This is a genomic window from Phenylobacterium sp. (assembly GCF_030645195.1).
In the GTDB taxonomy this organism is placed as follows: domain Bacteria; phylum Pseudomonadota; class Alphaproteobacteria; order Caulobacterales; family Caulobacteraceae; genus Phenylobacterium.
In genome coordinates, this window is sequence record NZ_JAUSLW010000091.1 from 1 (window position 1) to 11285 (window position 11285).

11 protein-coding genes are annotated in these 11285 nt (G+C 71.3%); 8 read left to right on the forward strand and 3 right to left on the reverse strand.

Annotated elements, in window-relative coordinates; translation table 11 throughout:
• Positions 1 to 282: 282 nt before the first annotated feature.
• The 5 genes from Q7T09_RS08195 (at position 283) to Q7T09_RS08215 (ending at position 6163) form a co-directional block, all read left to right on the forward strand.
• On the forward strand, positions 283 to 1794 hold the full coding sequence (locus Q7T09_RS08195; RefSeq protein ID WP_304699105.1) for an AlkA N-terminal domain-containing protein: 1512 nt from the start codon (positions 283 to 285) through the stop codon (positions 1792 to 1794).
• The gene (locus tag Q7T09_RS08200) at positions 1775 to 2314 is read left to right on the forward strand and encodes a methylated-DNA--[protein]-cysteine S-methyltransferase (protein WP_304699106.1); all 540 of its coding nucleotides are present in this window, start codon (positions 1775 to 1777) and stop codon (positions 2312 to 2314) included. The genes Q7T09_RS08195 and Q7T09_RS08200 overlap by 20 nt, the downstream gene beginning before the upstream one ends.
• 63 nt (positions 2315 to 2377) lie before the next feature.
• Positions 2378 to 3010, forward strand: a complete 633-nt coding sequence (locus tag Q7T09_RS08205) for a beta/gamma crystallin-related protein (RefSeq protein ID WP_304699107.1) — start codon at positions 2378 to 2380, stop codon at positions 3008 to 3010.
• A gap of 130 nt (positions 3011 to 3140) precedes the next feature.
• Complete coding sequence (locus Q7T09_RS08210; protein WP_304699108.1) at positions 3141 to 3368, forward strand: hypothetical protein; 228 nt, start codon at positions 3141 to 3143, stop codon at positions 3366 to 3368.
• Positions 3369 to 3544: 176 nt separating this feature from the next.
• A complete protein-coding gene (locus Q7T09_RS08215) occupies positions 3545 to 6163 on the forward strand; it encodes a polar localization protein TipN (RefSeq protein ID WP_304699109.1) in 2619 nt (872 codons plus the stop codon).
• On the opposite strand, the gene Q7T09_RS08220 is transcribed toward Q7T09_RS08215, so the two are convergent.
• The gene (locus Q7T09_RS08220) at positions 6164 to 6481 is read right to left on the reverse strand and encodes a heavy metal-binding domain-containing protein (RefSeq protein WP_304699118.1); all 318 of its coding nucleotides are present in this window, start codon (positions 6479 to 6481) and stop codon (positions 6164 to 6166) included.
• A 184-nt stretch (positions 6482 to 6665) separates the two neighbouring features.
• On the opposite strand from Q7T09_RS08220, the gene Q7T09_RS08225 reads away from it, so the two are divergent.
• From Q7T09_RS08225 to Q7T09_RS08235, 3 genes are all read left to right on the forward strand, one after another.
• Positions 6666 to 7127, forward strand: a complete 462-nt coding sequence (locus Q7T09_RS08225) for a DUF4112 domain-containing protein (protein ID WP_304699111.1) — start codon at positions 6666 to 6668, stop codon at positions 7125 to 7127.
• 55 nt (positions 7128 to 7182) lie between these two features.
• Positions 7183 to 7608 (forward strand): DUF4112 domain-containing protein, encoded by a 426-nt coding sequence (locus Q7T09_RS08230; RefSeq protein ID WP_304699112.1) that lies wholly within the window; start codon positions 7183 to 7185, stop codon positions 7606 to 7608.
• Between the two features lie 166 nt (positions 7609 to 7774).
• The gene (locus Q7T09_RS08235) at positions 7775 to 9061 is read left to right on the forward strand and encodes a SulP family inorganic anion transporter (RefSeq protein WP_304699114.1); all 1287 of its coding nucleotides are present in this window, start codon (positions 7775 to 7777) and stop codon (positions 9059 to 9061) included.
• Here Q7T09_RS08235 and Q7T09_RS08240 read toward each other — a convergent pair.
• Positions 9042 to 9773 carry a M23 family metallopeptidase gene (locus Q7T09_RS08240; protein ID WP_304699116.1) on the reverse strand — a complete coding sequence of 244 codons (732 nt, stop codon included), beginning with the start codon at positions 9771 to 9773 and terminating at the stop codon, positions 9042 to 9044. The genes Q7T09_RS08235 and Q7T09_RS08240 overlap by 20 nt on opposite strands.
• A gap of 77 nt (positions 9774 to 9850) precedes the next feature.
• Positions 9851 to 11285: methylmalonyl-CoA mutase family protein (locus Q7T09_RS08245; protein WP_304699117.1), on the reverse strand; the 1435-nt coding region annotated here is incomplete at its 5' end.

Consider the following 11285-nt stretch of genomic DNA (forward strand, 5'->3'; position numbering starts at 1 on the left):
GTTTGGGCGAGAGCGGTGACCGCCATCAGGGCTGAACCTTGCACATGAACATCGGGCCGATCTCTGCCTTAAACCTGTAATGACGGCCGGTCGCAGATTTCCTGCGCCCGGATCGGCCCTGGGCGGTGACTTACGAGACGCAGGCTCGCCCTACGACAGAGAATTCCTGACAGCGTGTGGAGGAAAGGGCCACCGTCTTCGGTGTCCGAAAACCGCCAATAACATAAGGTCAGTGTCCGAAAACCGCGAGACTTCGCCGGACAGGGGGCGGATGATCTGGCCATGGATATGAACGACGACGCCTGCTACCGCGCCTTCTCGATGCGAGACGCCCGTTTCGACGGCCGCATCTTTGGGGCGGTGAAGACCACCGGCATCTATTGCCGTCCGGTCTGTCCCGCCCGCACGCCCAAGCGCGAGAACATCGCCTTCTACCCCTCGGCCGCCGCCGCGCAGGAGGCCGGATTTCGGCCCTGCCTGCGCTGCCGGCCGGAGACCTCGCCCGACCTGGGGTCCTGGAAGGGCACCTCCAACACCGTCTCCCGGGCGCTCTCCCTGATCGAGCAGGGGGCGCTGGACGAGGGCGACGTCGACGGCCTGGCCGAGCGGCTGGGGGTGGGTGAGCGCCAGCTGCGACGCCTGTTCCGCCAGCACCTCGGCGCCTCGCCGGTGGCGGTCGCCCAGACCCGCCGCGTCCTGCTGGCCAAGCAGTTGATCCACCAGACCCGCCTGCCCATGGCCGAGGTGGCCATGGCCTCGGGCTTCGGCAGCGTGCGGCGCTTCAACGAGACCTTCCAGCAACTCTTCGACCGCCCGCCCGGCGCCCTGCGGCGCTCCGGTGGGGCCGATGTCGCCGCCAGCGATGGGGCCGGAACCACGATCCGGCTGCCCTATCGCGCCCCCTATGACTGGGACGCCATGCTGGCCTTCTGGACCCTGCGGGCCATTCCCGGGGTCGAGACGGTCACCGGCCGCCGCTACGCTCGTCTGCTGCAGGTGGGCGACGCCCACGGCCTGGTGATCGTAGCCCAGGGGGAGGGGGACTGGCTGGACGTCACCCTGCGCTTCCCGAAGGTCCAGGCCTGGCCGGCGGTGATCGCCAAGCTGCGCCGCGTCTTCGACCTGGCCGCCGATCCCGCCCTGATCGGCGGGCATCTCTCCGAGGATCCGGAACTGGCGGCCCTGGTGGCCCGGCGGCCGGGCCTGAGGGCGCCCGGCGCCTGGGACGGCTTCGAACTCGCGGTCCGCGCGGTGCTGGGCCAGCAGATCACCGTGGTCGCCGCCCGCAACCTCGCGGGCAAGATCACCGCATCCTATGGGTCCCCGGTCCAGGACGAGGCGGCCAACGCGCTGGGCCTCACCCATCTGTTTCCGACGCCGCAGCAACTGGCGAAGGCCGATGTCGAGACCCTGGGCATGCCGCGCGCCCGGGGCCGGGCCCTGGTCTCCCTGGCGCAGGCAGCCGCCGCCGACCCGGACCTGTTCGGGATGAAGCGCAGCCTGGAGGAGGCCGTCGCCCAGCTCCGGGCCCTGCCGGGCATCGGCGAGTGGACGGCGCAATACATCGCCATGCGGGCCCTGCGGGAGCCCGACGCCTTTCCCCATGCCGACCTCGGCCTGTTGCGGGCCCTGGAGGACGAGAACGGCCTTCGCCCGACGCCGACCGAGCTGCTGGCGCGGGCCGAGCGGTGGCGGCCCTGGCGGGCCTACGCCGCCTCCCACCTGTGGGCGTCCGACGCGGCGCTCGATCCCAAGATCACCAAGGACAAGACCCATGACCAAGTCGCTGCCTGAAACCCTGATCCTCGACCGCGTCGCCACCCCCGTGGGGGAGGCCCTGCTGGTGGTGGACGAAGCCGGCGTGCTGCGCGCCTTCGACTTCGCCGACTACGAGCCGCGCATGCGCACCCTGATGGGCCGCCACTATCGGGGCATGGCGCTCAACCCCGGCCGGGCGCCGGACGCGCTGCGGGAGGCCGTGGGCCGCTATTTCGGCGGCGACCTCGACGCCCTGGCCGGGATCGCCTGGGCCACCAACGGCACGGCCTTCCAGCGCAAGGTCTGGGACGCGCTCTGCACGATCCCGGCCGGCGAGACCCTCAGCTACAAGGGTTTGGCCGAGCGGATCGGCTCGCCCAGCGCCATGCGCGCCGTGGGCCTGGCCAACGGCTCCAACCCCGTCGCCGTGGTGGTGCCCTGCCACCGGGTGATCGGCGCCAATGGGAGCCTGACCGGCTATGGCGGCGGCCTGCCGCGCAAGCGCTGGCTGCTGGCCCATGAGGGGGCGGCCTTCAAGGACTCGCTCGCCGCCTGAAGCGCTTTCCCGGGACGGCCGCTCGCGGCTAAGCTTGCCGGACGGAAATCTTGGGAGGCGACCATGAAACTCTGGATCGGCGCTGTGGCGCTTGCGGCGGCCAGTCTGTCGGCGGGCGCCGCGGCGGCCCAAGCCTGGGGCGGCGGCGCGGGCTTCAACGGCCCCGGGCCGGGCGCCGCGCCGAGGGCCACCCTCTATGAGCTGCCCAACTTCCAGGGCCGGCAGATCACGGTCACCGCCACGGCGGAGAACATGGCGCCGATGGGCTTCAACGACATGGCCCAGAGCGTGCGGCTGCAGGGCCGCTGGCGCGTGTGCGAGGACTCCGGCTATCGCGGCAAATGCCGGGACATCATGGGCGACATTCCGGACCTGAACACCCAGGGCCTGGGGCTGAAGATCTCCTCCCTGCAGGCCTATTTCGAGGGCGCCTGGTCCCGTGGCGGCGGCTGGGGCCGGCCCGGACAGCCTGGGCCCTATGAGGGCGCCACGGGGGTGCTGTTCCCCTATCCCAACATCGTGGGCCTGGACATCTCGCCCAACGGCTCGGGCGCAAACGCCTTCTGCCGCTCGGTGCGACTGGGATCCTCGGCCTATTACGACTCCAGCCAGAGGGCGCGGTTGGCCCTGGACGGGGAGGGGCGTTACGTCGCCGACAGCCCGGTGATCCGGGATGTATTTTGTCGTAAGCGCTGAGTTTGCGGGCCGATTGGCCCGCGCCCTGGTTACATGACGAAAATTTCACGTTACATGGCGTCGCGGTAAGGCGGCGCTTGTCATATAACTGCGGTCTACGGAATCGCGGCGGGCTCGGGGAGGTGTTCCAGTGCAGACATTGACCGAGATCGTCGCGGCCGTGGTCGTGCATTCCTCCGCCTTCGCCTATTCGCATTTCGGCGTCGCCCTGGAAGCTCCGCACCCGGTCGAGCACCCTAGCCATACCGAGCGCACGGTGGCCCGCACGGCGGTTCCCAAGCCCGCCGTCAAGATTCTCGAGGGCGCGCAGAAGACCGTCGATTGCCCGACCCAGAAGGCCCAGGTCCTCAAAACCTGACGTCCCGTTGCGGGACTCCGCGACAATCGGTCTCCACCGGGCATGATTCCGTCCGATGACGCTTTCCGCCGGGTCGGTTCGCCGGTAATCGTTTCATTGGGGCGCGAATTCGGGGCGGCGCGCGTATTGGCGCCTTTCCCGGTCGCAGGGTCGAAGGCGCTTGAGACAGGCCGCGAATGAAGATCAAGAAGCGGCATCCGCCGGTGGATTTCCAGAGCCTGACCGACGAGGACGCCCCGTCGCGCCTTAGCGCCGCCGCGCCGGAGGCGCATCCTGATCTCGATCTCGCCGCCGCCGAACCGCCCGCCAGCCCCGTGCTGGCCGAACCCCAGGCCGCCGCGCCGCTGTCGCCCATCCCCCCCGCCGCCGATCTGACCCCGGCCCCGGTCCAGACGCCCGCGCCGCCCGCCGAGCCGCCGGCCCCGGCCAAGGCCGTGAAGACCTCCGACCTGCCCTCGGCCTGGCCGATCTATCTCGCCGCCCTGGTGGTCTCGGTGCTCTGGGCCCTGGCGCCCATCGCCTTTGCTTTCGGCTATCGTCGGGCGGTGTCGCCCTTCGACTTCGACCCCTTCGCGATCACCGTCCTGGCCGCCATGGCGATCGGGCCGGCGGCCTTCGTCTGGATCGCGGCCTACATGATCCGCCAGGGCCAGATGCTCGGCGCGGAGGCCCGTCGGGCCAAACAGCTCACCGACGAGATGGTGACCCCGGCCATGGCCGCCGGCGCCCAGGCCAGCAACGTGGTCCAGGCGGTGCGCGAGGAGATCGCCCGCGCCGGAAACGCCGCCGACGAAGCCCGCGAGACCCTGCTGGCCCTGCGCCAGGCCCTGGCCTCGGAGAGCGAGCGCCTGATCGAGGCGGCCGGCGCCAGCGCCCGCACCGCCACCGAACTCACCAGCGTGCTCGGCCGCGAGCGCACCGAGATGGCGGGGCTGACCCAGACCCTGGACGCCCAGGCCTCCGCCGTCGCCGACGCCATCACCCAGCAGGCCCGCATGGTGGCCGAGGCCTCGGACCTCGCCGAGACCCAGCTGCGCGAGGCCGAGGCCGCGCTCGCCGCCCGAGCCGCCGACCTGGCCGCCGCCGCCGGCGAGGCCAGCGACGCCGCCCGCACCGCCGGCGAGGACCTGACCCGCCACATCGCTCGCCTGGAGACCGCCGGCATCGGCGTCGCCGACCAGATCCGCGGGGTCGAACAGGGCCTGACCGAACAGCGCGCCGGCCTGGTGACCGTGGCCCACGCCCTGCGCGCCGACCAGGAGGCCTTCGGCGCCCAGTCGGAGACCCACGCCGCCCAGCTCTCGGAGTTCATCAGCCAGGCGCGGCTCTCCACCGCCGAGATGGGCGATCGCGCCGTCAAGGGCGGCGAGGCCCTGCGCGAGCTGATCGCCGAGGCCGCCGAGCAGTTCCGCGAGCTGGCGGAGTCGGCCAAGGCCGAGCGCGACGAGTTCGGCCAGTCGACCCTGCATTCCATGGAGGCGGTCTCCAAGGCCGCCGCCGAGGAGCGCCGCAAGCTGGAGGAACAGACCCGCGCGGCGATCCAGGGCCTGGGCCAGGCCGCCGAGGAAACCCGCAAGGCCGCCGAGGCCCATGCCGTCACCGCCCGCGAACAGGTCGACCAGCTGTCCGAGGCCGCCTTCAGCGCCGGCCAGAAGGCCAACCAGGTGTTCGAACAGCGCCTGGCCGAGGCCCGTGAGCTGATCGAGCGCTCCGCCCAGATGGTGGAGCAGGCCGGGGCCGCCACCGCCCGCAAGCTGGAGGAGGGGGCGGTCGCCGCCCGCGCCACCCTGGACGAGCTGGCCGGCATGATGGCCGACATCGAGGCCCGCGCCACCCGCCTGCCGGCCGCCGCCCGCGGTCAGGCCGAGGAGGTGCGCCAGGCGGTGGCCGACAGCATCGACGACCTGATGGACCACGCCCGGCGGACCTCCGACGAGACCCAGGCCATCGACGCGGCCTTCCAGGAACGCGTCCGCCGCAACTACGAGATGCTCAGCGAGGCCGTGCGGCTGATGGGCACGGTGGCCGGCGGCGCCGCTAGCCTGGAGCCGCCCCAGCCCGCCCAGATGCGCGAGCGCATCGTCGCCCCGCCGCCGCGGCCCCGCAGCCGCCGCGAGCCGGAGCCCGAGCCGGAACCCGAGTACCAGGAGCTGGAGGAAGAGGACGACGGGGCGCTGGAGCTGACCCAGCCGGTCGAGCCGCCTGCGCCCGTTCGCCGACCCCGGGTCGCCGCGTCGGAGCCCCTCGAACCCGCCGAACCCACACGCCGCCGCCTGCGGCTGACGCCCACGGCCACCGACGAGGAGTTCTCCAACGTCTTCGAGCAGGCCGCAGGCCGGTCGGCGCCTCGGGAGCCGGCCGCTGAACCGGCGGACGAATGGACCTGGAAGGACCTGCTGTCCTCCATCGACGAGGGCGGCCCCGCCCAGGCGGGCAAGCCCGGCCTGGAGGCCGTTCTCGCCGCCGAGGTGGCGGCCATGGGGATCGACCCCACGGCCCTGCTGCCTCGGGGCCGCATCGACGAGATCGCCGCGGCCATCCAGACCGAGGACGTCGACGGCGCCCGCGAGGTGGTGCGTAAGCTGGCGCCGGCCGCCACCCGTCGCCTGTCGCGGCGGCTGTTCACCGACCAGACCCTGCGCCGCCAGGTGGTGACCTATCTCAACGGCTTCCAGGACCTGCTGGACGACGCCGCGGCCCGCGATCCCCAGGGCTTCGAGGTCGGCCAACTGCTGGGCAGCGACGCCGGCCGCACCTACCTGCTGTTCGACGCCGCGGCGGGGGATTTGGTCTAGCTAGAGGATCACCGCCGAGCCGTTGACCGAGACCATCAGCATCGAGCCATTGGGGCCTACGGTGTTGTAGTCCAGGTCGACGCCGACGATGGCGTTGGCGCCCAGGGCGCGGGCCTCGGCTTCCAGGCCCTTCAGGGCGTCGGCCCGGGCCTGGGCCAGGACCCGCTCATAGCCCTTGGAGCGGCCTCCGATGAAGTCGCGGATGGCGTTCACCAGGTCCAGCACCACATTGGCCCCGAGGATCGCCTGGGACGACACCATGCCCAGGTGCTGACGCACGGGACGGCCTTCGATGAAGTGGGTGGTGACGATCAGCAGGGGCGGGTCGTTCTTGGCCATGGCGCAAACATAGGGGGAATCCGGCCCCTTCGCGAGGCGCCCTCCCGTGATATGCGCAATGCCCCGCCTCGGTTTCCCCTGAGGCGCGAAAATGCGCGGGGCGGGCTTTGAGCCGGCGCGCGCTTGCGGCAGAGTGCCCCCGCCTGAGGCCTGGGAGCGGTGAATGCTAGTCGCGCAGTCGCATATCGACCTGCACAACATCCGCAACAGCATCGAGCGGACGAAGAAGCTGTCCGACAACGTGGTGGGGATCGGACCGCTGGGTATCGGCCTGGACGGCCTGCTGACCTGGATCCCCGGGGCCGGCGAGCTCTACAGCGTCGGCGCGGGATGTCTTCTACTCTTCGACGGCGTGCGGGCGCGCGCGGCGCCGATGGTCCTGCTCCAGATGTTCGCCATCCTCGCGATCGATACGCTGGCCGGCGCGGCGGGGAGCATCGGCAAGATCGCCGATGTCCTGTTCACCGGCCACAAATGGGCCGCCGACATGCTGCTCAAGCACATGGAGGACACCATCTATTTCGAGGGAACCCGAAAAGAGGCCGCCAACAGCCCGGAATACAAGGATGTCCTGTCCCGCATCCGGGCGGGCAAGGAAAAGCGCCGGGTCGTCTTCCTCGGTTAGCGGGGGCTTTCAGCGCTCCGGTGGAGCTTTCGGGGAAGGGGCGCGTTGAGGCGGGATGGCGGTATCCAGAGATAGAGCGCACCAGTCCTGGCGCACGGCCGAGCGGGTCAAGCGCCTGTCCGACCGTCTGGTGGGGATCGGGCCCTTTGGCCTTGGCCTCGATGGCATCCTGGCCTGGGTGCCGGGCGCCAACAGCATCTACAGCATCGCGGCGGGCGGCCTGCTGGTCATCGAAGGCCTGGCCGCCGGCGCCTCCCTGCCGACCCTGCTGCGCATGGGGGTCTATCTCGCCGCCGACTCGGCCAGCTCGGCGGTGCCGATCGTCGGCTGGGCGGTGGACACCCTGTTTCCGGGTCACCTGATGGCCGCCACGGCCCTGCAGAAGGACATCGAGGCCCGTCACGGCCCCGCCGAGATGCCCCATGGCTGGGGTGGCAAGAAGAAGCCGCGCGGCAAGCTGCGCAACATCACGCCGCGCTAGAGCCTATTTGGGCAGAGCGAGACGGGCGCCTGAATCGGTGTCCAATTCACCCTGTCACGCTCCAGGCTCCGGTCAGCACCCTTGATCTCGCGCAAGGTCGCCCTTGCGCGATATGGGCATGGTCGCTCACGCTGCGCATCATGGTCAGCAGAGTCGGGGAACTGGCATGACGGAAGCGGCGCAGCCGCGGTTCACCGGCGTCTTCACGCCGAAGCTCGCGACCATCTTCGCCGAAGGCTATAGCCTGAAGGATCTGCGCGCCGATGCGATCGCGGGCCTGACCGTGGCCATCGTCGCCCTGCCGCTCTCCATGGGCATCGCCATCGCCTCGGGGGTGTCGCCCGATCGTGGCCTCTACAGCGCCATCGTCGGCGGCTTCCTGGTCTCGGCCCTGGGGGGCAGCCGGTTCCAGATCGGCGGTCCGGCCGGCGCCTTCATCGTCCTGGTGGCGGCCACGGTGGCCAAGCAGGGGATCGACGGCCTGGTGCTGGCGACCTTCCTGTCGGGCCTCATGCTGACCCTGGGCGGGTTCCTGCGCCTGGGCGCCCTGATCCGCTACGTGCCCCACGCCGTGACGGTGGGCTTCACCGCCGCCATCGCCACCATCATCACGGCCAGCCAGCTCAAGGACCTGTTCGGCCTGCGGCTCGCCGGCGGGGAGCCGGGGGAGTTCGGGCCCAAGATCGTGGCCCTGACCCGGGCCCTGCCCAGCACCAACGCCCAGGCCCTGGCGGTCGGCGCGGCCTGCATCCTCATCGCCTTCGCCGTCCGCCGCTGGCGGCCCGCCTGGCCCGCCCTGCTGATCGGCGTGGTGATCGCCACCGCCGCGGCCGCCCTGATGCATCTGGACGTGGAGACCATCGGCAGCCGCTTTGGCGGCATCCCCAGCGGCCTGCCCATGCCCCATCTCCCGGCGGTGACGATGGAGAAGCTGCTGGCGGTCCTGCCGGCGGCGGCGGCCTTCACCCTGCTGGGGGGCATCGAGAGCCTGCTCTCGGCCACGGTGGCCGACGGCATGAGCGGCCGTCAGCACCGCTCCAATATCGAACTGGTGGCTCAGGGCGCCGGCAATATGGGCGCGGCCCTGTTCGGCGGCATCTGCGTCACCGGGACCATCGCGCGCACCGCCACCAATGTCCGGGCCGGCGCCAAGGGCCCGGTGGCCGGCATGCTGCACAGCCTGTTCCTGCTGGGCTTCATGATGTTGGCCGCGCCGCTGGCGGCCTATGTGCCCCTGGCGGCCCTGGCCGGGATGCTGGTGGTGGTGGGCTGGAACATGGCCGAGAAGGCGGAGTTCGCCCGGCTGGCCCGCCTGTCCTGGCGGACGGCCGCGGTGCTGCTGGCGACCTTCGGCCTGACCCTGGCGCGGGACCTGATCACTGGCATCACGGCCGGCTGCCTGCTGGCGACCCTGTTCGCCGCCGAGGCCTGGTTCAGGCGCCGGCGAGCCTGAGGGTCTTCGGATAGAGGCGCTCGCCGGTGAGGGCGGTGTCCAGCAGCAGCTGGGTCGGATTGCGCATCTCTCTCGGCGGCGGCGATCCCACCGGCCACTTGATGTTGCGGGTGACGCCCGAGGCGTAGGTTTCAGTGTGGAGTTGGGCGGTTCCGCTGACCACGCCGATCGGCTGGCCGGCGGCGACGCGGTCGCCAACCTTCAGGCCCTTGGCGCTGAGGCTGCTGGCGTGGACCTCGCCGTAGAGGGCCACATAGTCCTTGTGCTGGATCAGGATGGCGTAGGTGTTCTCGCCGCCGACCGAGGCCGCGCGGGCCAGGAAGGGATAAAAGTTGACGATCTGGCCGTTCTCCATCGCCACCACCGTGTCGCCCTCGGCGGCGGTCAGGTCGACCCCCACGTGGCGGCGGGTCTGGGGCTTGCGGGGATCGGCGGGACGGCGGGTGTCGAAGCTGCGCAAGGGCGCGCCCTGGACCTTGCCATCGAAGAGGTGGGCCGGCGCCACGGTGGCCTGGGCCAGGCTGGTCACCACCGGCCAGTAGCGGTGGGCGACGGTGCTGGAGGCCATGGGCACGGGGGCGGCCAGGGGGATCGGGGCGGCCAGGGTGCGTTCCCGCACCGGGGCGGTGGCGCTGGCCACCTGGGTCAGGCAGAGCGCGCCGGCCACCAGGCCAAGCTGCGCCAGGGCGAGAGCAAGTCTCTTCCGGGTCATGCGGTCCCCTCCGACAATCGCCCCGACAATCACCGGAATGGGGATCGGAGGCAACCCACCTGCGGCGGAAGGCCGCCCTAGACCTTGTCGAGCTGGGCGTAGCCGAGCTGCTCGTTGAGCCGGTCCAGCACCTCGATGGCCGCCTCGGGGACCACCGTGCCCGGGGTGAAGATCGCCGCCACCCCGGCGTCGCGCAGGGCCTGGAAGTCCTCCGGCGGGATGACCCCGCCCACCACCACCAGGATGTCGGCGCGGCCGAGCTTGGCCAGTTCGTCCTTCAGTTCCGGCACCAGGGTCAGGTGGCCGGCGGCGAGCGAGCTGGCCCCCACCACATGGGCCCCGTCGGCCACGGCCTTGGCGGCGGCCTCGGCCGGGGTCTGGAAGAGGTTGCCGATGTCGACGTCGAAGCCGAGGTCGGAGAAGCCCGAGGCGATCACCTTCTGGCCGCGGTCGTGGCCGTCCTGACCCATCTTGGCCACCAGGATGCGGGGCTTGCGGCCATCGGCCTGGGCGAAGGCCTGGGTCATCGCCTTGGCCTTGTCGCTGGCCGGCGTGGGCCCGGCCTCGCGCAGATAGACCCCGGTGACGGCGAAGGCCTCGGCGGAGTGGCGGCGGAAGGCATGCTCCAGGGCCAGGCTGATCTCGCCCACCGTGGCCTTGGCCCGGGCGGCGTTGACCGACAGCTCCAGCAGGTTGGCGGTCCCGCGCGCGCCCTCGGTGAGGGCGGTCAGGGCCGCCTCCACGGCGGCGGGGTCGCGCTCGGCCTTGAGGCGGGTGAGCTTCTCCAGCTGGCGCTCGCGGACGGCGGAGTTGTCCACCTTCAGCATCGGGATCACCTCGGCGATGTCCGAGCGGTAGCGGTTGACGCCGACGACGCTCTGGCGGCCGCTATCGATGCGCGCCTGGGTGCGGGCGCTGGCCTCCTCGATGCGGCGCTTGGGCAGGCCGTCCTCGATGGCCTTGGCCATGCCCCCCAGGGCCTCGACCTCGGCGATGTGCTCCAGGGCCCGGGCCGCCAGGTCGGCGGTCAGGCGTTCGACATAGAAGGAGCCGCCCCAGGGGTCGACGACCCGGGTCTGGCCGCTCTCAAGCTGCAGGAAGAGCTGGGTGTTGCGGGCGATGCGGGCGGAGAAGTCCGTCGGCAGGGCCAGGGCCTCGTCGAGCGAGTTGGTGTGCAGGCTCTGGGTCTGGCCGCCCACCGCCGCCATGGCCTCGACGAGGGTGCGGGGCACATTGTTGTAGACGTCCGAGGCCGCCAGGCGCCAGCCGCTGGTCTGGGTGTGGGCGCGCAGGGAGAGGGAGCGGCTGTCCTTGGGGTCGAACTCGTCCTTCATCAGCTTGGCCCACAGCAGGCGGCCGGCCCGCTGCTTGGCGATCTCCATGAAGGCGTTCATGCCGGCGTTCCAGAAGAACGACAGCCGAGGGGCGAACTGGTCGACAGTCATGCCAGCGGCGACGCCGGCGCGGACATATTCGACGCCGTCAGCCAGGGTGTAGGCGAGCTCCAGGTCG